Genomic DNA, 23,415 nt, shown 5'->3' on the forward strand with positions numbered 1-23,415 from the left:
AGAATGGGCGGGAGCAGGCCTACTCCGGCGGCTCGACGATCACGACGAACCCGCCGGCCGGGCGCATCTCGACGACGTCGCCCGCCTCGGTGTCGTGCTGGCGGACGTCACGGGCGCCGTCGCCGTCGGCGATCAGCGCGCCCCGCCAACCGGCCGGGAGGAACGGGAGGTCGAGGCGGACGGACCGGGCCGCCGCCGTGCCGTTGAGCCCGCCGACGTACCAGCGGTCGCCCTTCCGGCGGGCAATCACGACGGTCTCGCCGGGGAAGCCCTCCACGAACCGCGTCTCGTCCCAGGCCGTCGGCACGGTCGACAGGAACTCGGACACGAAATCCGGGGCCGCCGCGAGGTCGGCCGGCGTGACGCCGAGGTGCTGGACGCCCGACTCGAACACGACCATCATGGCGAGGTCGTAGGCGTCGCTCGTCCGCCGGACCGAGCCGCCGACCGTGTCGGTCAGCATGACCGGCGTAAAGTCCATCGGGCCGACGACATTGCGGGTGAACGGGAGGACGGCCCCGTGCTGTGGCGCGGCGTCGGCGATGCCCTGGCTGAACGTGATGTACTCGTAGCCCATCACGGCCTCGGCCGTCACGAAGTGGGGGTACGTCCGGCTCCACCCGCGCGGCAGCGTGGCCCCGTGGACGTTGACCATCAGCCCGTAGTCGGCCGCGTCGCGGAGGATGTCGAGGTAGAGCCGGATCACCGACTGCTTGTCGCCGCCGAAGAAGTCGGCCTTGATGCCGCGGACGCCCATCTCGCGGAGGCGGGCGAACTCGGCGCGGCGGGTCTCGGGGTCGTTGAGCTTGTCCTTCGGCGTCTGCGGCGCTCCGTTGTACGGGCCGTTGCTGTTGTACCAGACGAGGAGGTCGACGCCCCGGCTGGCGGCGTGGTCCGCCAGCTCCGCGAGGCCGTCGTAGCCGAGCTCTACGTCCCAGTTGGCGTCGACGAGCGTGTAGGGGAAGCCGCGGTCCGCTGCGAAGTCGACGAACTCGCGCTGCTCGGCGGGATTCATCGAGGGGTCCTTGAGTGGGAGCCAGCTCCACGTGGCCGAGCCGGGCCGGATCCAGCTCGTGTCCTCCACCACGGAGGCCGGGCTCACGTCCGTCACCAGCGTCGACTCGACGATCGGTGCCAGCGTCTCGCCCACGATCACGACGCGCCACGGTGACCCGAACGGGAGCGCGAACGTCGGGTCGACGGGGTCATCGGGGCCGGTCCCCTCGCCCGCGTCGGGAAAGGCGATCCGGTAGAGCCCGCGGTCGGCGTCGGCGTCGAGGCGGCTGCCGACGTACGAGCCGTCGAGGCCGGCCTCGGTCACGAGCGCCCACCCGGCGGCGGTCTGGAACAGGCCCGGGAACGCCCAGCCCACCTCGTTCGGCGCCTCGCCGCCGACGGGCTCGCCCTGCGTGTAGAGCGCCTCGTACGACGGGTTCGTGTTCATCCAGCCCGTCTGCGGGTGCGTCATCGGCATGAGCCAGCTCCGCGTGGCGGGGTCGAAGCGGAAGCCGGTGACCTCGCGCCGCGCCGTGACCTCGCCCGCCTCGGCCTGCTCGGGGATCCGGTACCGGAAGGCGACGCCGTCGTCAGACACCTGGAAGACGACCTCCAGCACGCGCCCCGCGGCGTCCCCGAGGCGGACGGAACGGCGGTTGGCCGTGTACGTCACGTCGCTCTGCTTGCCGTGGACGAGCCGGTAGCGGTCCTCGACGGATTCGACCTCGCCCGCCTCGGCGACCGTGAGGTCCCGGTCCCACCGCGCCAGCGTGGTCACGAGCCCGAGCGGCGACGGCTCGAGGATCGGCTGCCCGCCGAGGTCGACGGCGTACGTCGGTGCCCCCACGTCGTCGAGGCCGAAGCGGACGGCGACGCGGCCGTCGGGGCTGCTCACGAACACGGGCTGGGCGACGGCGGGCATCGCCAGCAGGAGGCAGAGGAGCGTTCGGGTCATCAGGGGTTAGTCGGTAAAGAGGTCGAGGTCGACGGCCTCGGCCATCATGCGGTGGCCGGCCACGCTGGGGTGGAGCCCGTCGCCGTCGTCGGCGGCCGGGAGGAGGGTGGTGGGCGCGTCGGGGTTCTGGATCGCGGCGTCGAGGTCGATGACGGCGTCGAAGGCGCCGCTCGTCCGGATCCACGCGTTGACGGTCTGGCGGGCGGCCTCGTGCTCGGGCGAGTCGTAGAACGAGCCGCCGAACGGCGTGATGGTTGCGCCGTAGACCCTGATCCCCGCGGCGTGGGCTCGGTCGATCATCGTCCCGTAGGCTGCGATGAGGTCCTGCGCGACCTGCGCCGACTCGTCCGGCGCCGAGCCGCCGATGTCGTTGACGCCCTCGAGGATCACCAGCCACTCGACGCCCGCCCGCTCCAGCACGTCGCGGTCGAACCGATCGAGCGCCGCCGGGCCGAGGCACGCCCGCAGGACGCAGTTGCCGCCGATGCCCATGTTGAGCACGGCCACGTCTTCGGTCGCCGGGTTCGCGCCGAGGCGGGCCGCCAGCACGTCGGGCCAGCGGTTCTGTGCGTTCGTGGTCGACCCGCGGCCGTCGGTGATCGAGTCGCCGAGGATCGCGACCGCGGCCCCGTCGCGCTCGACGTCGAGCCCTTCGATGCCGTACCAGTGGTCGGTCCGCTCCGCCTCGGGGAGCGCGGCGGCCGAGACGGCGTCGCCCGCGACGATGTACGAGGTCGTCCGCGAGCCGGGGTGGCCGGTGACGACGCTGTCGGAGATGGCCTCGACGTGCATCGTGACCGCGAGGTCGGTACGGGGTGGGAGGTCGTAGTCGAGCGGGTCGGAGACGACGGACCCGCCGGGCGGGATCGTGACGCCGGGCCGGCCGCCGAAGGAGAGCGCGGCGTCGGTCGCCGGGTCGATGGCGCCCTCCCCCAGGGATGCCGCAAGGCGGACGGCCCCGATCACGATCGGCGCGTCGCCGAACCGATTCGACAGGTGAAGGCGCACGCGGTCGCCGCCGACGGACGGGCGGACGACCTGCCGGAGCGTCGTCCCTCCAAGCGCGACGGGCGGGAGGTTGCGCGGCTCCGTGAGCTGGACGGCCGTGCCCCACGTCCCGAGCCAGTCAGAGTCGGTGCCCCCGTTCCCAGAGGCACCGAGGCTGGCGCAGCCGCCCATCGTGGCGGCAAAGAGGAGGACGACGAGCGAAGCGAACGGTCGCATGAGAGGGAGTCGGTTCGACGGAGGCACCTGGCCCGCCCCGCCTCGGGCGTGGCGTCGCCAGACCTGTGCGGTCGGGTTACGGCGCGGGGTCGAGGCGGAAATAGTCGAAGTCGGCCGTGCCGCCCGGCGTCTCGGTCGCGTAGGCGAACAGCGCGAACCGGTAGCCCATGAAGTGCTCCAGCGTGTACCGCATCGCGAGCGTGTCGCCGATGGGCGTCCACGCCTCGCCGTCGAGGCTGTAGAAGAACGTCCCCTCGTCGCGCTGGTCGCGGAAGTCGGCGTGCGCCCGTAGGTGGACGACGTCGCCCTCGACCGGAACGCGCTCGACGACCTGCGCCTCGCCGTCGCGATACGCCACCATCACGACCGACGTCCGCTCGTCCTCCTTCATCACGCCGACGTACCCGTAGTCGGCCGCGAGGAGCCCGAGGCCGGCAATATCGCCGTCGTTCAGGCCGCTCACGTCGAGCGCCGTCTCGGCCCCGCTCTCCGGCCCGAAGGTCCGCTGCGTCAGCGAGTTGCGGGCGTCGACGAAGCTCCGGTCGCGCCGGCCCGTGCGGATCCGGAAGTAGCCGGGCCGCTCGGTGAGCGACCACAGCCGGCTCTCGGGGTTGTGGTTGAACTGCCACTCGGGGCGGAGCTCCGGCCCGTCGAACGCGTCGGAGGCCACGATGCCGGAGGCGCCCGTCCCGTCGGAGACGATGTCGAGCGTCTCCGGGACTCCACCGTCGACGCCGAGGACCGGCCAGCCGTCGTCGCTCCACGTCACCGGGATGAGGTATGGGATCCGCCCGACGGCGCCGCGGTCGCCGAACATCAGCGCGTACCAGTCGCCGTCCGGCGTGTCGACGATCCCGCCCTGCGCCACGCCGTCGTCCTGGAGCACGGCGCGGCCCTCCCACGGGCCGTCGAGGCTCTCGGCCCGCTGGACCACGACCGTCCGCATCCCGCCACGCGGCCACGCGATCAGGAAGAGGTAGTACGTCCCGTCGACCTTGAACAGCTGGGCGCCCTCGCCGTGGAGCCCCAGATCGTCGCCCGCCGGCGAGCCCACATCCTGCACGAGCACGCGGTCGACGCCGCCCCGCTTGACGGCGCTCGCGTCCGCTTCGAGCTCGAGGATCTGGAAGTCGCCGCCGCCGCCGTAGATCAGGTAGACGCGCCCGTCGTCGTCGAAGAACAGCGACTGGTCGTGGTAGAGGTCGCCGAGCGACTCTTTGTGCCACGGCCCGTTCTCGACGTCGCCCGTGGTGTAGATGTACGTCTCGCCGGTCGTGTACGAGAACACGGCGAGGTAGAACGTCCCGTCGTGGTAGCGGAGGCTGCTCGCCCACGAGCCGCGGCCGTACGCGTTCTGGCCCTGCCGCTGGAAGAGCGCGTCGGCGTTCGCGAGTTCGTCGTAGACGTACCCCGCCAACTCCCAGTCGACGAGGTTCGGCGACTTCAGGATGGGCACGCCCGGCGCCATGTGCATCGTCGTGCTCGACATGTAGTACGTGTCACCGACGCGGATCGTCGAGGGGTCGGGCACGTCGGCCCAAATGATGGGGTTGCGGGCGAGGTCCTGCGCCGCAGCGACCGGCCCGAGGGGGCCGACGAGGAGTGCGAGGATGAGCAGACAGAGGGGACGGGGCATGCGACGAGGCGATAGGGACCCGGGACGACCCCCGATGAGGAGCACCTGGACGAGGTCCCGATTGAAAAATATTGATACGTTTCAATCGGCGAGGGCGCAAGCGCTTCCTGTCGAGTTGCACCCGGGCGGCGCTGGAGTCCACCAGAGCGACCACGGGCGCTGTAGCGTCAGGAAACCGCTTCCGATACCTTCAGTCCGCAAGTCATCAAATCTATTCTCGAGCCCCCGCCCCGATGCGCCTTTCTCTCCTCTCGGTCGCCGCCTTCGCTCTCGGCGCACTCCCCGCGGGCGCACAGGAGGCCCCGCTCCACCTCGGCGACCTGTTCCACCACCACGCCGTCGTCCAGCGCGACGCGCCCGTGCCGGTCTGGGGCACGGCGACGCCCGGCGAGACGGTCGCCGTCGAGCTGGCCGGCGAAACCGCCGAGGCGGCCACGGACGCCGAGGGCCACTGGTCCGTCCGCCTCGAGGCGCTCCCGGCCGGGGGCCCGCACACGCTCACGGCCCGCGCCGGCGGCGCCACGGCGACGGCCGAGGACGTCCTCGTGGGCGACGTCTTCCTCTGCACGGGCCAGTCGAACATGCAGTTCACCGTCGGCCGGTCGACGTTCGGGCCGTTCGTGGCGCGCGGGATGGGCGACGAGCAGGTGCGGATGCTGACCGTCCCCAACGTCTCGAGCCCGGAGCCGCTGGAGGCCTTCGCCGACACGGTCGCCTGGGAGGTCGCCACGCCGGAGACGGTCCCCGGGTGGTCCGCCGCGTGCGCGTTCTTCGCCCGCGACCTCCGGGCGGGCCCGCTCGCCGACGTCCCGGTCGGGCTGATCACGTCGGCCTGGGGCGGCTCGGCCATCCGCGCGTGGACGCCCGCCAGCGCGCTCGAACAACTCGGCGGCTACGAGGCCGACGTCGAGGCGCTCCGCCTCTACACCACCGACGAGCGGCGGGCCCAGCAGGCGTTCGGCGCGACGTGGGAGGACTGGTGGCGCGACCGGACCGGCGTCGCCGCGGGCGCCGGGCCGTGGCAGCCCGCGACGGGCGCCGACTGGGACGCCGCCCCCGCCGGCCTCGGCGACTGGACGCAGTGGGACGGCCTCGCGGGCTACACCGGCATGATTTGGTTCCGCACGACCGTGACCCTCACGGCCGAGCAGGCGGCCCAGGGCGCCGACCTCGCCCTCGGCGCCATCGACGAGGTCGACCAGACGTGGCTCAACGGACAGGTCGTCGCCAACACGTTCGGGTACGGGACGGAGCGGACGTACACGATCCCGGCCGAGCTTCTTCAGGAGGGCGAGAACGTCGTAGTGGTCAACGTGCTCAACACGTACGCCGCGGGCGGGATGACGGGCGACCACACCCTCCGCGCGCTCCACCTCGACGACGGCACCCGCATTCCGCTCACGGACTGGCAGTACCGCGTGGCGCGTGAGCGGACCGGCCCGCCGCCACGGGCTCCGTGGGAGTCGGTCGGCGGCCTCGCCACGATCCACAATGCGATGGTGGCGCCGCTCCGCAACATCGGCCTCCGCGGCGTCCTGTGGTACCAGGGCGAGTCCGACACCGAGCGCGGCGACGTCTACGAGGGGCTGCTGCGCGCGCTCATCGGCGGCTGGCGGGCCCAGTTCACCTCGCCGACGGGCGACCCGATTCCGGCGCTCATCGTCCAGCTCCCGAACTACGGCCCGTGGCCGACGGCGCCCGGCCCGTCCGGGTGGGCCGAGGTCCGGGAGGCCCAGCGCCTCGCGACCGTCGGCGACCCGTTCGCGGCGACCGTCGTCACGATCGACGTCGGCGACCCGCGCGACCTCCACCCGACCCACAAGCAGCCCGTCGGCGCCCGGCTCGCGCGGGCGGCGCGGCACGTCATCTACGGCGAGGACGTCGCGCCGAGCGGCCCCGTCCCCGTCCGCGCCGAGCGCCGGGGCGACGCCGTCGTGGTGTCGTTCGACGACGTCGAGGACGGGCTCGTGGCCTACGGCGGCCTCGGCCCCATCGGGTTCGAGCTGTGCGGCGCCGACGCCGAGAGCTGCCGCTACGTCGAGGCCCGCGCCGAAGGATCTGAGGTCCGGATCCCGCTCGACGGCGAGCCCGCCGCGCGCGTCCGCTACGCCTGGGCCGACAGCCCCATCGTCACGCTCTTCGACGGCGCGGACCTCCCGGTCGTCCCGTTCGAGCTCTCCGTCCAGCCGGCCGGCACCGACTGAGCCCGCCCGCCTCGGCCACGGCCCGCCCGAGGCGGAGGCCCCCGACCCCACACGTCCCCTCTCATGCGCTCCCTGCCCCTGCTGATCGCGCTGGCCCTCGCCGCGCCCGCCCTCGCCCAGAACGACGGCGACGGTCCGCCGCCCCGGTTCGGCGGCCCCGTCGAACTCCACGAGGACGACATCCCGGCGTTCCCCGAGCCGCCGGCCGACATCGTCACCGTCCGCGACGACGTCCCGCACGGGACGCTGGAGATGATCGCGTACGAGTCGGAGACCGTCGGGACGACGCGCCACATGCAGGTCTACACGCCGCCGGGCTACTCGACCGACCGCGCGTACCCGGTGCTGTACCTCCTCCACGGCATCGGCGGCGACGAGACGGAGTGGCAGCGGTTCGCCACCGTCGACGTCCTGCTCGACAACCTCATCGCCGACGGCGAGGCCGAGCCGATGATCGTCGTGATGCCGAACGGCCGGGCGCAGCCGAACGACCGCGCCAAGGGCGACGTGTTCGCCTCGGCCCCGGCCTTCGCCGTCTTCGAGGGCGACCTCCTGAACGACGTGATCCCCGCCACCGAGGCGCGCTACAGCGTCGCCGCCGACCGCGAGCACCGCGCGCTCGCCGGGCTGTCGATGGGCGGTGGCCAGTCCCTGAACTTCGGGCTCGGCCACCTCGACACGTTCGCGTGGATCGGCGCCTTCTCGTCGGCGCCCAACACGGAGCCGCCGGCCGAGCTCGTCCCCGACCCGGAGGCGGCGGCCGACCAGCTCGAGCTCCTCTTCCTCTCGTGCGGCACGGAGGACGGCCTCTTCGGGATCAGCCAGGGCGTGCACGCCTACCTCGCCGAGCACGACGTCCCGCACGTCTGGCACGTCGACGGGAACGGCCACGACCCGACGCACTGGCGGAACAGCCTCTACCACTTCGCCCAGCTCCTGTTCAAGTGATGACCCGGCCCCTCCTCGCGCTCTCGCTCCTCTGCGCCGTCGGCGCCGCGGCCCAGAATCCGCTCATCACCGACCAGTTCACGGCCGACCCGACGGCCCGCGTCTTCGGCGACCGCGTCTACGTGTACCCGTCCCACGACGTAAACTGCGGGACCGACTGGTTCTGCATGAAGGACTACCACGCGTTCTCGTCCGAGGACCTCGTGACGTGGACCGATCACGGCGAGATCCTCCACCAGGACGACGTGCCGTGGGTCGACGCGTCGCAGAACGCGATGTGGGCCCCCGACGCCGTCGAGAAGGACGGCCGGTACTACTTCTACTTCCCCGCCATCGGCGACTCGACGACGGACGCCCGGGGCCGGCGGATCGGCGTCGCGACCGCAAGCGCGCCCGGGGGCCCGTTCACGCCCGAGCCGATGCCGATGGAGGGTGTCGGGGGGATCGACCCGAACGTGCTCATCGACGATGACGGGCAGGCCTACCTCTACTGGTCGGGCCGCGGCCTCTCCGGCGCCCGCCTCTCCGACGACATGATGTCGCTGGCCTCCGAGCCCGTCCGCCTCGATGCGTCGTTCCCGGAGGGCTTCAAGGAGGGGCCGTTCGTGTTCAAGCGCGACGGGACCTACTACTTCACGTTCCCCCACGTCATCCACGAGACCGAGGCGCTGGCGTACGCGACCGGCCCCTCGCCGCTCGGGCCGTTCACGTACCGCGGCGTGTTCATGGAGGAGCACGCCTCGGGCTGCTGGACGAACCACCACTCGTTCGTCGAGCGCGACGGCCAGTGGCTCCTGTTCTACCACCACAACGACCTCTCGCCGGACTTCGACAAGAACCGCTCGATCCGCGCCGACAGCGTCTTCTTCAACCCCAACGGCACCATCCAGAAGGTCACTCCCACGCACCGCGGCGTGGGGCTCGTCGACGCCCGCGAGCCGATCCAGGTCGACCGGTACAGCCACACGAGCGGGGCCGGCGTCAACGTGTCGTTCCTCGACCCGGACGACCCGCACGAGGGCTGGAGCGTCGCGCTCGCGCAGAACGGCGCGTGGGTCCAGTTCGACGCCGTCGACGTCGGCGCGGCCCCGCCCGCCTCGGTGCGCCTCCGGGTCCGGTCGGAGAGCGGCGGGACGGTCAAGGTCCGCGTCGGGCGCGACGGCGCCTACACGACCGCCGACATCGAGCTCGACGCGGGCGACGGCTGGCGGACCGTCGAGGCGCCCATCGAGAACGTGCCGACGGGCGTTCGCGACGTGTGGGTCTCGCTCCGGTCCGACGGCATGGTCGAGGTCGACTGGGTCCGGTTCGAGTAGGGCGCCCGTCTCCTGGCGGCGGGCGCCGCGGCCCGCCGTCAGTCGAGGTTCTTCGTCTCGATCCGCCAGTCCGGCGACGCCGCGAGGCCGGGCGGGTCGCCGGTGAACAGGGCGCCGGCCTCCTCGTCACCCGTCAGCTGCCACAGGTACCACGCCGTGGCGACGCGGGCGAACTCGCCGCCGTGGGGCTGGCGGTAGGTCCCGCCGTGGCCCACGTCCATGTTCGCCACGGCGACCGGGACGTGGTCGATCCGCCGGTAGTCGTCCATCCCGTTGCCGTAGGCGATGTCGGACTCGCCGCCGAGGAGGTAGAGCGTTGGGGTGTGGAGGTCGGCGAGCCGGTCCTTCGTGAGCGCCGGCATGCCCGGCATCCCGCCCGTCGGGGTTGGGAGGATCCCGCTGTTGAACACGCCGACGGTCGTGACCCGGGGGTCGCCCGCGACCTCGAGCGTCTGGAGCCCGCCGCACGACATCCCGCTGACCGCGACGTGCGCCGTGTCCACCTTGCCGTAGTAGTCGCTCCCCTCGTCCTCGTTCTGCGCGACTGCCCAGTCGATGGCGTCGGTCAGCTGGGACGACGTCGACCGCTCGTACGGTTGCTCACCCTCGCCCGCCGGCATCGGGCCGATGGCGACGACGAGGAAGCCGTGCGACGCCACCTCGTTGAGGAAGTTGACGTGCTCCCACGGCGAGTTGGCGCAGGCCCCGTTGCCCCAGGCGATGACCGGGAGCGCGCGGTCGTCCCCGAACGCGCCGAGGTCGGCGGGCCGGAAGACCGTATGGGTGGGCAGGCTCGCCTCGGAGAGCATGAGGGCGGGGTACGGGCCGGTCCCACCGTCCTCGACCGTCCTCGACGTCGTCTGCGCGAGCGCTGCGGGCGGGAGGGTCCAGGCCGCGCACGCCAGCGCCACCGTGAGGACGTGGAGGCGGGGTCGTGCGAAAGGAGTCGTTTCCATGATCGGGTCGCTGAGTTGAGAGCGGACGAAGTCCGTCGAGCATGACGCCGAGGCGGGCCGAGCCCTCCCCCCGACGGCCACAACGTACACGTCCGGGTCCGGGACCGCTTCCGCCGTGCCTCCTCGACGGGCCGAGCTCCACGATGGAGACACGGGCGTCACCTCCACGTTCACGGGCGGTTTGCCCAGGGTAGCCCCCCGGCGTACGCTCCCTCAGGCCACGCGCGCGACCCGCCGGCGGAAGCGCGGCCGAGGCTCCCCTTTCCTCCCCTCCCGCTCCCATGCGACCCGATCTCTCGCGCGCTCTCGCCACCGCCGGGCACCTGCTCCTCCTTGGCCTCCTCCTGGCGAGCGTCGGCCACGCGCAGGACGCGTTCGTCCCCGCCTCGACGAACGTTGGGGGCGCCGAGTACCCCCGCGTGAGCGAGGACGGGCGCGTCCAGTTCCGCCTCGAAGCCCCCGAGGCGACCGCCGTCCGGGCCAACTACTGGAGCGGCCCGAAGGAGGACATGGAGAGGGACGCCGAGGGCGTCTGGACGGTCACGGCGCCCGCCGTCGCGCCCGGCCTCCACTACTACACGTTCATCGTGGACGGCGTCGAGTTCGCCGACCCGAGCAGCCGGTCGTTCTACGGGGGCAGCCGGTACGTCAGCGCGGTCGAGGTCCCGGAGCCCGGGGTCGACTACTACGCCGTCCGCGACGTGCCGCACGGGCAGGTCCGCGAGGTCTGGTACGACTCCGACGTGACCGGGTCGTGGCGGCACGCCTTCGTCTACGTCCCCCCGGGCTACGACGCGGACCTCGACACCCGCTACCCGGTCCTCTACCTCCAGCACGGGGGCGGCGAGGACGAGACCGGCTGGGTCCGCCAGGGGAACGTCAACTTCATCCTCGACAACCTCATCGAGGCCGGCGAGGCCGAGCCGATGCTCGTGGTCATGGCCAGCGGCTACGCCCGCCGCGCCGACGCGGCCGACGAGCCCCCGCCGGCGAACCGCTGGGAGGGCCTCCAGCGGATGTTCTCGGTCTTCGAGGACGACGTGACGCAGGAGCTCATCCCGTTCGTCGACGAGACGTTCCGGACGATCCCGGACCGCGAGCACCGGGCGATGGCCGGCCTCTCAATGGGCGGGATGCAAACGTTCCACACGACGCTGAACCACCTCGACCTCTTCTCCTACATCGGTGGGTTCAGCGGCGCCGCCATCCCGGGCGGCGCGAACGGCCTCGACCTCGCGACCGCCTACGGCGGCGTCTTCGCCGACCCCGACGCGTTCGCCGACCGGGTGAACCTGCTCTGGATCGGGATCGGGACGGACGAGCCGGAGGGGATGTACGCCGGCGTCAACGGCGTCCACACCGCGCTCGCCGAGGCGGGCATCGACCACGTCTACTACGAGTCGCCCGGGACCGACCACGAGTGGCAGACGTGGCGCCGGTCACTCCACGACTTCGCCCCCCGGCTGTTCCGGTAGCGGCGGACGATCGGCCCCCTCGCAGAGACCGCCTCCCCCCTACCCCACGAGCCGGGCCGACGGCGTCGCCAGCGGCACGGGGTGGCGCACGAGCCGCTTGCTCTGCGTCGGGCGCGCACTCATCTTATCTCTCCTCAACGAAAGCGCTCCCGGAGGGTCTGGGGGCGCTGCCCGTCGTCCCCTCCCCGACGCCCATGCGCCTCCCGAGACTCTTCGCGCCCGCGCTTCTCACTGGGCTCCTCTTCGGCTTCGGGACGGCGCCCGCTTCGGCCCAGACCGGTGACGTCGTGTTCCTCGCTGGCCCGAAGGACCACGGCTGGCCGGGACGCCACGAGTACGAGAAGGACCTCCGCGCGCTCGCGTGGTCGCTGGAGCACGCAACGAACCTCGACGACGTCACGACGCGCGTCTACGTGGGTGAAGCGCCGCGCGACCTCTCGGTGTACGAGGACGCCGCGGTCATCGTCATCAACAGTTCGTCGGACCGGACGGAGCGCGAGACGCACCCGCTCTTCCCGCCCGCCCCCGAGACCGACTACCACGGCTACGACGAGGAGACGACGGCCTTCCTCGACGGCCTCGACTCGCTCATCGCCGAGAAGAACATCGGCGTCGTCGTGCTCCACTACGCGACGTGGGTCGAGAACTGGCGGGCCCGCGAGGCCTACATGGACTGGCTCGGCGGGATGTGGGTCCAGATCGGCTCGAAGAACCCGACCGACACCTGGACGATGACGCCCCAGAACACGGGCCACCCGATCAATTACGGCGTCCGCCCCTGGACATACCGCGACGAGGTGTTCTGCCGCTTCTTCCTGCCGGACGACCCGCGGCGGACCGACCTGCTCCTCGGGACGCCGGCCGAGCACCCGGTCGGGCCGCAGATCGCGTCCTGGGCCTACCAGCGCGACGACGGCGGGCGCGGCTTCGTGATGGGCGGCGTCGACTTCCACGACAACATGCGGAGCGTGGACGACTACCGCCGGTTCCTCCTCAACGGGATCGTGTGGGCCGCCGGGATGGACGTGCCCGACGGCGGCGTCCAGGCCCCGGCGCTCCCGCCCGACGAGACCGCCGAGGCGGACTGAGCCATGCGCCGCTCCCCCCACACGCTCCGCCTCGGCGGCCCGACGGGCGGGCTCGCCTCCGCCCTCTGCGCCCTCCTGCTGGCGGGCTGCCTCGATGCCGAGTCGCGCCCCGGCGACCCCGCGGCGTACGCCGACCAGCACCGGACGTGGGAGGACTACGGCGGCGGCCCCGACATGTCGCGGTTCGTCGAGACGTCGGCTCTGACGCCTGAGACTGTTGGCGACCTGGAGGTCGCGTGGAGCTACCAGACGGGCGACGAGAACGTCTACCAGTTCAACCCGCTCGTGGTCGACACGACCATGTACGTGCTGGCGAAGGACAACTCGCTCGTGGCGCTCGACGCGCGGACGGGCGAGGAGATCTGGATCCACGCCCACCTCCGCGGCATCGCGCGCCGCGGGATCAACTACTGGGAGAGCGCCGACGGGACCGACCGGCGGCTGCTGTTCCAGATGAACGACTACCTCCAGGCCATCGACGCCACGACCGGCCAGTCGATCCTGAGCTTCGGGACGGACGGTGTGGTCGACCTCAAGGAAGGCCTCGACCGCGACCCGACGACCATCTCGCGCGTCCAGTCGGGGACGCCGGGGAAGGTGTTCGAGAACCTGATCCTCCTCGGGTCGTCGCCCGGCGAGAGCTACCTCTCGGCGCCGGGCCACATCCGGGCCTACGACGTCGTCACCGGCGAGCGCGTCTGGACATTCCGCACGATCCCGCAGCCGGGCGACGTCGGCTACGACACGTGGCCGGAGGACGCCTACCGCTACGCCGGCGGCGTCAACACGTGGGGCGAGATCTCGGTCGACGCCGAGCGCGGCATCGCCTTCGTCCCGACCGGCTCGCCGACGTACGACTACTACGGGGCCGACCGGCACGGCGCGAACCTGTTCGGCAACTCGCTGCTGGCACTCGACGCGCGGACCGGCGAGCGGCTGTGGCACTTCCAGCTCGTCCACCACGACCTCTGGGACTACGACCCGGCCGCCGCGCCCCAACTCGTCACGATCCGGAACGACGGGCGAGAGATCGACGCCGTCGCGGTCGCGGGCAAGACGGGCTTCCTCTACGTGTTCGACCGGGTGACGGGCGAGCCCGTGTGGCCCATCGAGGAGCGGCCGGTGCCCCCCAGCGACGTGCCCGGCGAGCAGGCGTGGCCCACGCAGCCGTTCCCGACGGTCGTCCCGCCCTTCGCCCGCCAGTCGATGGGCGTCTCGGACCTTTCGCCGTACCTCATGGACGACGCCGAGCGGGCGCGGTGGACGGCCAAGCTCGACTCGCTCGAACGCGACGGACGGATGGGCCTGTTCACGCCGCTCTCCCACCAGTACGAAACCCTCGCGCTGCCGGGCGCCGTCGGTGGGGCGAGCTGGGGCAACACGGCCGCGAACCCCGAGGCCGGCACCGTCTACGTCATCAGCATCGACTGGCCGTCGTTCTATCCGAAGCTCGAACGCCAGGAGGCCGAGCCCGAGGCCTCGAGCGCGCGCCCGGTGCCGGCCCGGTGGCGTGGGCCCGAGCTGTTCGCCACGAACTGCCAGGCCTGCCACGGCGCTGACCAGGCCGGGACGCCCGTCGGCCCCTCCCTCCTCGGCGTCGAGCGGCGGCTCGGCCTCGCCGACTTCCAGCAGGTCGTCCGTGCGGGGCGCGGCGAGATGCCCGCGTTCGGCCACCTGTCGGAGGAGGAGGTCACGGCGCTCTACCAGTTCCTCGGCGGGTCGCGCGACGGCGCGGTCGTCCGCCCGCCGGAGGGCAACGTGGTGGCGACGGGCGGCGCGCCCGCCGGGCTGGCGGCGCGTCCGGTCAGCCGGGCCGGCGGGCGCCTCGGCCCGCCGTACCCCGAGGGCATCGAAGCACCCGCGGCGCGCTACACCATCGGCGGCTGGGGGCTCGGGCACGCCTACGTCCTCGCGCCGCCGTGGGCCACGCTCACGGCCTACGACCTCAACACGGGCACGATCACGTGGCAGCGCGCGCTGGGGCTCGACCGCGACGCCGCCGCCGAGGGCGCGACCGACACGGGCGTCCCGCAGGCCCAGCGGAACGGCATGATCGTGACCTCGACCGGCGTCGTGTTCGCGACGGCCAAGGACGGCCGGGTCTACGCCTTCAGCGCCGAGACCGGCGACGAGCTGTGGTCGGCCGCCCTCCCGACCGGCACCGAGGGCATGCCGACGTACTACGAGATCGACGGCCGGCCGTACCTCGCCGTCGTCGCCACCACGCCGCTCCAGTTCGGGCGCGAGGGGAGCGAGGGCGGCAGCGGCCCCACGGGCCCCAGCGCGCCCGGCAGCTACGTGGTTTTCTCACTCCCGACGGCACCGTGACGCTCTCCCGCCGCGCCTTCCTGAAGTCGTCCGCCGCCCTCGCTGCCGTCGCCGGCTGCGCCCCGGGCCTGGCCGCCTCGGGCGGCGCCTCGGCCGACCCGATGGACCGGATCGCGCTCACGACGGTCACGTTCCGCTTCCGTTTCGCGCAGACCCGCCCGGCCGACTACGCCGGGACCGATCCGTTGATGACGCTCCCGGAGTTTCCGGCCTACGTCCGCGACCGGTTCGGCGTCCGCAATGTGGAGCTGTGGAGCCAGCATGTCGACTCGACCGAGGCGGGCCACCTCGCCGAGATCCGCCGGGCCGTCGAGCGGGCCGGGTCGCGCGTGGTCAACCTCCAGATGGACCAGCCCTACAATCTGGCCTCATCCGACGAGGACGAGCGGCAGGCGAGCGTGGACCTGGTGAGCGAGTGGGTCGACGTGGCACGCGCCGTCGGGTCGCCGTCGATCCGCGCGAACGCCGGGACCGGGACGATCGAGACGGCCGTCCGCTCGCTCCGCCAGGTCGCCGACTACGCCGACCGCCAGGGCGTCCGGCTCCTCACCGAGAACCACGGCGGCATCTCGACCGACCTCGGCGTGCTCCTCCAGATCCTCGACGCGCTCGACGGCGACGCCCGCGCGGTCGCCGACTTCGGCAACTTTCCGGACGGGACCGACCGCTTCGACGCGCTCGCGCGGCTCATTCCGTACACCGACCTCATCTCGGCCAAAACGCTTCTCTTCGACGACGGCGGCGAGCACATGTCGTTCGACTTCGACCGCTGCGTCCGGACGGCCGAGGCGGCGGGGTTCCAGGGGATCTACTCCGGCGAGCAGTGGGACCCGTCGACGGACCCGCTCGACGCCGAGGCCATCGCGGAGTGGATGGTCGCCCACCTCCGCACGAGCCTCCTCGCCGCACGGGGTTAGGGCCGGATCGTCACCGGCACGCCCGCCTCGGGGTCGAGTTGGCGGACCTCGTCGCCGAGGCGGACGCGGACGGGACCGCCGCGCTCGGACCGAATCGTCGCCTCGCGGAGCCGGCCGTCCTCCCACGCGATGTCGACGGTCAGGCCGCCTCGGGCCTTCAGGCCGCGGACCTCGCCCGACGGCCACGCCCCCGGGAGCGCGGGGAGCAGGTGGACCTCGCCGGCGTGGCTCTGCATCAGCATCTCGACGATGCCGGCCGTCGCGCCGAAGTTGCCGTCGATCTGGAACGGCGGGTGCGCGTCGAAGAGGTTCGGGTAGACGCCGCCCGTGCCCCGGTAGCCCGTCGACCGCGTGAGCGTGAGGAGGTTCGAGAGGAGCCGGTGGGCGCGGTCGCCGTCGTGGAGTCGGGCCCAGAAGTTGACCTTCCACGCCTTCGACCAGCCCGTCCCGTCGTCGCCGCGGAGCTCGAGCGACCGGCGGGCGGCGTCGAACAGCTCGGGCGTGTCCCAGCGCGTGATCTCGGCGCCCGGGTGGAGGCCCCACAGGTGCGAGACGTGCCGGTGGGCGTCGTCCGGGTCGTCCGTGTCCTGTAGCCACTCCTGAAGCTGCCCGAGGCGGCCGATCTGGTTCGGCGCGATCCGGCCGCGCATCGTTTGCAGGGTGTCCCGGAGCGCGGGGTCGACGCCGAGGATCTCGGCCGAGCGGATCGTCCTCGAAAAGAGGTCGCGGATGAGCTGGTGGTCCATCGTCGGCCCCATGACCACGCCCCGGTTCTCCGGTGAGACAGACGGGCCGGAGATCAGATGGCCTGTTTCGGGGTCTTCGACGAGCGTGGCGACGAAGAACCGCGCGGCGTCGCGCAGGATCGGGTAGGCCGTCTCGCGGAGGAACGCCTCGTCGCCGCCGTACTCGTAGCGCCACCAGAGGTGCTGCGTGAGCCACGCGCCGCCGGTCGGCCAGAGGCCCCAGAACGGGCCGTCGATGGGCGCCGCCCCGCGCCAGAGGTCCGTGTTGTGGTGGACGACCCAGCCCGGCGCCGCGTAGTGCTCGCGGGCGACCGCCCGGCCCGTTTCTGACAGGTCCTCGATCAGCGAGAACAGCGGCTCGCTGAGCTCCGCGAGGTTCGCGGGCTCGGCCAGCCAGTAGTTCATCTCCGTGTTGACGTTGACGGTGTACTTGCTATTCCAGGCCGGCTCGTTGCTCTCGTTCCAGATGCCCTGGAGGTTGGCCGGTTGGCTGCCGGGCCGGCTCGACGCGATGAGGAGGTAGCGGCCGTACTGGAACAGCAACGCCGCCAGCCCGGGGTCGTCGTTCTCGCGGTACTGGGCGATCCGGTCGACCGTCGGGAGGTCGGTCCGCGCGGGGCCGAGGTCGAGAGAGACGCGGCGGAACAGGGACCGGTGGTCGGCGAGGTGGCGCTGGCGGAGCGCGTCGTACGGCGTGCCCCGGACGGCGGCGACGGTGGTGTCGTTGCGGGCGATCGGGTCGCCCGTGACGTCGTCGTAGCGGACGAAGGTGGTGGCGCCGGCGAGGACGATCGTCGCGGCGTCGGCGCCGGTCACGGTCGCGACCGTGTCGGAGACGGCCACCTCGCCGCCCTCGGCCGTCACCAGCAGCCGGGCCTCGAAGCGGATCACGCCGTCCTCCACGATCCCCTCCATCGCGATCTCGCCCGGCCCGACCACGCGGTACGAGCGCGTGCCGTGGAGGCTCGTCGGGGCGACGGATAACGAGACGTGGCCGGGTCGGTCCGCCTCGGTGCGGATCACGAGGACGTCGTCAGGGAAGCTGGCGAACACCTCGCGGGTGTAGGTCACGTCGCCGACGCGGAAGGTCGTTCGCACGATGGCCTCGTCGAGGTCCAGCTCGCGGTGGTAATCGGTGACCGCCTCCGCGTCGACGCCGGGCATGGCGATCTGGAGGTCGCCGAACGACTGGTACGACCGCTGCCGGAGCGGGGCGCTCATGAACCGGACCGCCGCGAGGTCCGACGCCTCCTGCTTCTTCCCTTCGAACAGGAGCCGGCGGATGTCGCCCAGCGCCTCGTGGGCGCCCGGCCGCTCGTACCCGTGCGGGAACCCGTTCCAGACCGTGTCCTCGTTGAACTGGACCCGCTCCTCGGCCGTGCCCCCGAACGTCATGGCCCCGAGGCGGCCGTTGCCGACGGGGTAGGCCTCGACCCACTCCGACGCGGGCTCGGCGGCCCACAGCGACAGCCGTCCGTCGGCGGGCTGCGCCGCCAGCGGGACGGCCGCGAGGAGCGTGGCGAACAGGAGACGAGTCACGGTGGGAACGAGAATGCGTGGGAGGCGGACAGGCGATCGGGAGCGGAGGCCGCCGCGTCAGTCGGCGACGTCGACGGTCAACCGCTGGCGGACGTCGTCCGAGGCCGCGCCGACCTGGACCTCGACGCGGCCCGGCTCGACCGCCCACGCGTCCGCCTCGGGGTCCCAGTAGGCCACTTCACGAGCGGTGAGGGGGAACGTGACGGTCTGCGTCTCGCCCGGCGCGAGCGTGATCCGCCGGAAGCCGCGGAGCTCTTTGACCGGCCGCGCGACCGCCGAGGCGGGGACGGCCACGTAGAGCTGGACGACCTCGTCGCCCGTGACCGCGCCCGTGTTCGTCACGTCGACCGAGACCGTGATCGAGTCTTCGAGCGTGGGCGCACTGGCGCGGAGGTTCGCGTAGTCGAACGTCGTGTAGCTCAGGCCGTGGCCGAAGGCGTAGAGCGGGTCGCCCTCGAAGTAGCGGTACGTCCGCCCCGCCATGTCGTAGTCCTCGAACGGCGGGAGGTCGGCGGTCGAGCGGTAGAACGTGACGGGGAGCCGCCCGGCCGGGTTGTAGCGGCCCGTGAGCACGTCGGCGACGGCCGTGCCGCCGGCCTGGCCCGGGTACCACGCCTGGAGGATCGCGTCGACGTTCTCGTCGGCCCACGGCATGGCGACGGCGCTGCCGGAGAGGCTCACGAACACGACCGGCTTTCCGGTCGCCACGAGCGCTTCGAGCAGGTCCTGCTGGAGCGCCGGGAGCTCGATCGCCAGCCGGTCGCCGCCGTCGAAGCCCGCGTAGTCGACCGGCATCTGCTCGCCCTCGAGCTGGGCCGAGATCCCGCCGACGTAGACGACGGCGTCGGCCGCCTCGGCGAGCGCGAGGGCCTCGTCGACGCCCGAGGCGGGCGGCGGCGTGTTCCACTCGAACGAGACCGCCAGCGGCCCGTCGCCCTGGGTGTACTCGAGGCGGAGCGGGAGCTCGGCGTTGTCCGGCAGCCGCGTCGTGACGCGGACCTCCCGCATCTCGCCCTCTTGGCCGGCCGGCGCCGTCCACGAGTCGATGACGGCCTCGCCGTCGATCCACAGCCGGAACCCGCCGCGGCCTTTCACGACGAGCTCGTAGTCGCCGTCGAGCGTCGTCACGAGGTGGCCGTTCCACAGCGCCGAGGCGCCGCGCTCGGGGACGCCCGGCGGAAGCGCGCCGTACCGCTCGCGCGAGCCGACGTCGAAGTTGAGCGGCCGCTCGGTCCGCGTCGCCGCCGGCTCACCCGCGAGGTCCGGGTTGTCGAAGTACTCGCCGTGGAACCAGCCGAAGGCGATCGGCCGCACCTCCTGCGAGCGATCGGCGTACTCGACGCCGTGCGCGTAGGTCACCTCGACGCCGGCCGGCTCCAGCGCCGCCCGGAGCCCATCGAGCACGGTGACGGGCGCCGACGGGACGCCGTTGTAGTTGCCGACGAGGACCGGCACCGACGTCGCGCTCGGCCCGATGACCGCGACGCGGTTCAACTGCGACGGGTCGAGCGGGAGGACGCCGTCGTTTTTCAGCAGCACGAGGGACTCGCGGGCGGCCTGGAGTGCCAACTGGCCGTGCTCAGGCGCGTCGTTCAGGGAGGGGGCGATGGCGTTGAACGGCACCTGCTCCTCCGGGTCGAAGAACCCGAGGCGCACCATCGTGCGGAGGAGCGGCGCCAGCCCGGCGTCGATCTCCGCCTCCGTGACGAGCCCACGGCGCACGGCCTCGCGCAGGTTCCCCGACTCCCCGCCGCAGCGGACGTTCATGCCGGCCTTGAGCGCGAGGGCGTTCGCCTCGGCGCCGTCGGCGGCCACCCGGTACGTCTGATGGAGGTCGCCGACGGAGCCGCAGTCGGACGTCGTGTGGCCGTCGAAGCCCCATTCGTCCAGCAACCCGTAGAGGAGCGGGCTGATCGAGGCCGGGACGCCGTAGACCGCGTTGTAGGCCGGCATCACGATCTCGACGTCGGCCTCGCGCACGGCGGCCTCGAACGCCGGGAGGTACGTCTCGTAGAGGTCCCGCTCCGACGGCGACGCGTCGAAGTCGTGCCGGAGCGGCTCGGGGCCGCTGTGGACGGCGAAGTGCTTCGCACCGGCCGCCGCCAGCAGGTAGTCCGGGTGGTCGCCCTGGAGCCCACGGATAAAGGCGACGCCGAGGCGGGACGTCAGGTACGGGTCCTCGCCGTACGTCTCCTGCCCGCGCCCCCACCGCGGGTCCCGAAAGATGTTGATGTTGGGCGACCAGAACGTGAGCCCGCGGAAGATCTGCCCCTCGAGCGGCGTGCCCTTGTAGCCGTTGAACTTCGCGCGCCCCTCGATCCCGATCACGCCGGCGATCTCCTCGTGCAGCGGCGCGTCCCACATCGCCGCGAGCCCGATGGCCTGGGGGAAGACGGTCGCGTGGCCCGCGTTCGCGACGCCGTGGAGGGCCTCGCTCCACCAGTCGTACCTGGGGAGGCCGAGCCGCGGGACGCCGGGCGTCGCGTTGCTCATCAGGTCCGTCTTCTCCTCCAGCGCCAACCGCGAGAGGAGGTCGTCGACGCGAGCGTCTTCGGCGAGATCAGGATCGCGGTACGGCTGCGCGCTGGCGGTCGCGACAAGCGCGAGGGCAAGCATCAGCGCTCGCACGGAGTGGCCAGAAACGGTGGTCATGGTGGGGGCGAGCTAGTCGGCTTCGAGGATTCGGACGTCGAACACACCGCCGGCCATCGAGCCAGGGTGGGCTTGGAAGCGCGTCACGAGGACGCCGTCGCTCCGCCGCGCCTCGTCCGGGATTGGGTAGTCGACGTGGAAGAAGGCGTCGGGGTGGCCCGTCGAGGTCACCGTCTCGATCCGGACGTCGTTGATGAGGATGTCGAACGTCCGGCCGCTGTCGCCGCCGGAGTAGGTCACGCGGAGGACGGCCGCCTCGGCCTCGGGGTCGGCGAACTCGTAGCTGAACCAGCCTGAGGCGTGGCGCCAGTAGCCGCCTCGGAAGTAGCCCGACTCGGTCCCTTCGCCCGCGAAGTTGTGCTCGACCTCCGGCTGCTGCTGGCCCGGCGTCACCTGGTCGACCGTCCGCGCGTCCAGCAGCTCTTGCTCGCGCGCCGCCGCGGCGATCGAGTCGAGGCGGGCCTGGTACTCGGCCTCCGTCGCCTGCGGCCAGTAGATCACGTAGCGCGAGTCGTGGAGCCGGAAGAACGGGATGAGCGTGAGGGTCTCGTCGGTCCCGCGGAGGCCATCGGGCGCGCGGAACGTGAGCGGCTCGCCCGCGACCGGCTCGAGGCCCGCGAGGAACGCGTCCGTGTCGCCGACGAACACGGGGGCGGCCGTCGGCGGGCAGAGGGCGCCCTGCGCGACGTGGCCCATCCGGGAGCCATCGGCCTTGTACTCGAGCCGCTCGCCCTCGAACGGGTCGGTCTTGGCCGCCAACACGACGGGCCCGTGGAGCACCGCGTAGTGGCTCGACCCATCGGGCAGCGCCTCCAGCCGCGTGGTCATCGGGAGCGTGACCGTGACCCGGTCGCCCGCCGCCCACACGCGCTCGACGCGGACGAACCCGCCCGCCTCGGCCCCTCGGCTCCGCTCAGGGGACCCGCCGAGGTCGACCGACTCGCCGTTGACGGCGACGCGCATCGCACCCTCGGTCCACGCCGGCCGACGGAGGTTCAGGGCGAAGTGGCCGCCCGCCTCGACCGCGATCGTCACCTCCTCGGCGTCCGGGAAGCGCGTGTCGAGGCGGAGCCGCACCCCGCGCTCGGCCCAGTCCAGCGTCGAGGGGATGAACAGGTTGACGAAGAGGTCGTCGCCGCGGTGGGCGTAGATCATCTCGCCGTACTTCGCGTGGTTCTCGATGCCCGAGCCCACGCAGCACCACATCGCGAGGTCGGGCTGCGAGTAGACGCGGTAGTGGCTGGGCCGCATCGGCGTGAAGTAGACGAGGCCGCCCGTCTCCGGGTGCTGCGAGCCGAGGATGTGGTTGTACAGCGCCCGCTCGTAGTAGTCGAGGTACCGGGCCTGGGGGTCCGACTCGAACAGCAGCTTCGTCAGCCGGAGCATGTTGTACGTGTTGCACGTCTCGACGCCCTCCGGCTCGGTCACCATCGACGAGAAGTCGTCGGCCGGGTGGAAGTGCTCGGCCACGCTGTTCCCTCCGATGGCGATCGTCCGCTCGCCCACGACCGTGTTCCAGAAGAAGGCCGCCGCGGCGGCCCAGCCGTCGTAGCCCGCGACGCCGTGCTGGCGGGCCACGTCGGCGACGCGCTGGAAGCCGATGACCTTCGGGATCTGTGTGTTCGCGTGGAGGCCCGTGAGGCGGTCCTCGTTCGCCTCCAGCGGGTCGAGGATCGCGCGGTGCGAGAAGCGGTCGGCGAGGCCGAGGTACCGGTCGTCGCCGGTCAGCGCGGCCGCGTCGGCGAACACCTCGTTCAGCCCGCCGTGCTCGGAGACGAGCATCTGCTGGACCTCGGCGTCGCTCAGGCCGCCGACGAGCGCGAGCGCCCAGTCAGCGAGGGCGACGAATAGGGGCCGGGCCGCCTCGACGCCGCCGTGGACGTACGCGTCGCGAAGCCCGGCGTACGTCTTGTGGATGTTATAGAGCGGGACCCACCGGTCGTTCAGCCCGAAGTTGGTCTCACGGATGTCGCCGGCCGCGACCTCGGCCCACATCGCCTGGCCGTCCGGCAACCCCGCGAGGTACCCGGTCCCGATCGCGTCCTGCGCCCGTTTCAGCTCCGAGACCATGTAGTCCAGCCGCTCTCGCAACCCCGTATCACCGGTGGAGGCCACCATGAACGCGAGCGCGCTGAGGTAGTGGCCCCCGATGTGGCCGTCGAGGCCGGTCGACTCCCAGTTGCCGTACGGCTCCGCCTTCGGCTCCAGTCCGGCTTCGCGGAGGTACGGCGCGAGGAGCCGGTCGGGCTCCATCGCCAGGAGGTACTGCCGGTCGAGGTCCTGGGCCCGCTGGAACGGACCGTCGAGCAGGCGAACGTGGGTGAGCGGGAACGCCTCGACGGGCCCCTCCTGCGCACGCACCGAGGCGACGAGGGTGAGGCCCGCGAGGGCGAAGGCGGCGAGACGGGGCGTCCACATGGTGCGAGGGGCGATGC

General features: G+C 72.2%; 14 protein-coding genes. 7 read left to right on the forward strand and 7 right to left on the reverse strand.

The features are described from left to right. Positions 1 to 19: 19 nt before the first annotated feature. The 3 genes from BSZ37_RS00490 to BSZ37_RS00500 form a co-directional block, all read right to left on the reverse strand. Complete coding sequence (locus BSZ37_RS00490; RefSeq protein WP_095508662.1) at positions 20 to 1,951, reverse strand: glycoside hydrolase family 97 protein; 1,932 nt, start codon at positions 1,949 to 1,951, stop codon at positions 20 to 22. A 6-nt stretch (positions 1,952 to 1,957) separates the two neighbouring features. Beyond that, positions 1,958 to 3,175, reverse strand: coding sequence for an SGNH/GDSL hydrolase family protein (locus BSZ37_RS00495; RefSeq protein WP_095508663.1), 1,218 nt, complete (start codon positions 3,173 to 3,175; stop codon positions 1,958 to 1,960). Between the two features lie 76 nt (positions 3,176 to 3,251). Then, positions 3,252 to 4,811, reverse strand: a complete 1,560-nt coding sequence (locus BSZ37_RS00500) for a glycoside hydrolase family 43 protein (RefSeq protein WP_095508664.1) — start codon at positions 4,809 to 4,811, stop codon at positions 3,252 to 3,254. Between the two features lie 233 nt (positions 4,812 to 5,044). Here BSZ37_RS00500 and BSZ37_RS00505 point away from each other — a divergent pair, with 233 nt between their 5' ends. The 3 genes from BSZ37_RS00505 (at position 5,045) to BSZ37_RS00515 (ending at position 9,279) form a co-directional block, all read left to right on the forward strand. Then, complete coding sequence (locus BSZ37_RS00505) at positions 5,045 to 7,015, forward strand: sialate O-acetylesterase (protein ID WP_095508665.1); 1,971 nt, start codon at positions 5,045 to 5,047, stop codon at positions 7,013 to 7,015. A gap of 63 nt (positions 7,016 to 7,078) precedes the next feature. Beyond that, on the forward strand, positions 7,079 to 7,963 hold the full coding sequence (locus BSZ37_RS00510; protein WP_095508666.1) for an alpha/beta hydrolase: 885 nt from the start codon (positions 7,079 to 7,081) through the stop codon (positions 7,961 to 7,963). Continuing rightward, on the forward strand, positions 7,963 to 9,279 hold the full coding sequence (locus BSZ37_RS00515) for a family 43 glycosylhydrolase (protein ID WP_095508667.1): 1,317 nt from the start codon (positions 7,963 to 7,965) through the stop codon (positions 9,277 to 9,279). Before BSZ37_RS00510 ends, BSZ37_RS00515 begins: the two co-directional genes overlap by 1 nt. A gap of 38 nt (positions 9,280 to 9,317) precedes the next feature. Here BSZ37_RS00515 and BSZ37_RS00520 read toward each other — a convergent pair whose 3' ends face one another. Continuing rightward, complete coding sequence (locus BSZ37_RS00520) at positions 9,318 to 10,235, reverse strand: poly(ethylene terephthalate) hydrolase family protein (protein WP_218830353.1); 918 nt, start codon at positions 10,233 to 10,235, stop codon at positions 9,318 to 9,320. 281 nt (positions 10,236 to 10,516) lie between these two features. Here BSZ37_RS00520 and BSZ37_RS00525 point away from each other — a divergent pair, with 281 nt between their 5' ends. The 4 genes from BSZ37_RS00525 (at position 10,517) to BSZ37_RS00540 (ending at position 16,043) form a co-directional block, all read left to right on the forward strand. Beyond that, positions 10,517 to 11,710 carry an alpha/beta hydrolase-fold protein gene (locus BSZ37_RS00525; RefSeq protein WP_095508668.1) on the forward strand — a complete coding sequence of 398 codons (1,194 nt, stop codon included), beginning with the start codon at positions 10,517 to 10,519 and terminating at the stop codon, positions 11,708 to 11,710. A 194-nt stretch (positions 11,711 to 11,904) separates the two neighbouring features. After that, positions 11,905 to 12,798 carry a type 1 glutamine amidotransferase family protein gene (locus BSZ37_RS00530; RefSeq protein ID WP_179299404.1) on the forward strand — a complete coding sequence of 298 codons (894 nt, stop codon included), beginning with the start codon at positions 11,905 to 11,907 and terminating at the stop codon, positions 12,796 to 12,798. A gap of 3 nt (positions 12,799 to 12,801) precedes the next feature. After that, positions 12,802 to 15,126, forward strand: a complete 2,325-nt coding sequence (locus tag BSZ37_RS00535; protein ID WP_095508669.1) for an outer membrane protein assembly factor BamB family protein — start codon at positions 12,802 to 12,804, stop codon at positions 15,124 to 15,126. Beyond that, a complete protein-coding gene (locus tag BSZ37_RS00540; RefSeq protein WP_095508670.1) occupies positions 15,123 to 16,043 on the forward strand; it encodes a sugar phosphate isomerase/epimerase family protein in 921 nt (306 codons plus the stop codon). The genes BSZ37_RS00535 and BSZ37_RS00540 overlap by 4 nt, the downstream gene beginning before the upstream one ends. On the opposite strand, the gene BSZ37_RS00545 is transcribed toward BSZ37_RS00540, so the two are convergent. The 3 genes from BSZ37_RS00545 to BSZ37_RS00555 are packed head-to-tail and all read right to left on the reverse strand — an operon-like array spanning position 16,040 to position 23,398. Continuing rightward, positions 16,040 to 18,328 carry a glycoside hydrolase family 95 protein gene (locus BSZ37_RS00545; RefSeq protein ID WP_095508671.1) on the reverse strand — a complete coding sequence of 763 codons (2,289 nt, stop codon included), beginning with the start codon at positions 18,326 to 18,328 and terminating at the stop codon, positions 16,040 to 16,042. The two genes, BSZ37_RS00540 and BSZ37_RS00545, sit on opposite strands and share 4 nt — an antisense overlap. Before the next feature lie 57 nt (positions 18,329 to 18,385). After that, the gene (locus tag BSZ37_RS00550) at positions 18,386 to 20,980 is read right to left on the reverse strand and encodes a glycoside hydrolase family 3 C-terminal domain-containing protein (RefSeq protein ID WP_095508672.1); all 2,595 of its coding nucleotides are present in this window, start codon (positions 20,978 to 20,980) and stop codon (positions 18,386 to 18,388) included. Between the two features lie 12 nt (positions 20,981 to 20,992). After that, positions 20,993 to 23,398 carry a glycoside hydrolase family 127 protein gene (locus BSZ37_RS00555; RefSeq protein ID WP_095508673.1) on the reverse strand — a complete coding sequence of 802 codons (2,406 nt, stop codon included), beginning with the start codon at positions 23,396 to 23,398 and terminating at the stop codon, positions 20,993 to 20,995. Positions 23,399 to 23,415 lie beyond the last annotated feature (17 nt).

It is taken from the genome of Rubrivirga marina, assembly GCF_002283365.1.
GTDB lineage: Bacteria > Bacteroidota > Rhodothermia > Rhodothermales > Rubricoccaceae > Rubrivirga > Rubrivirga marina.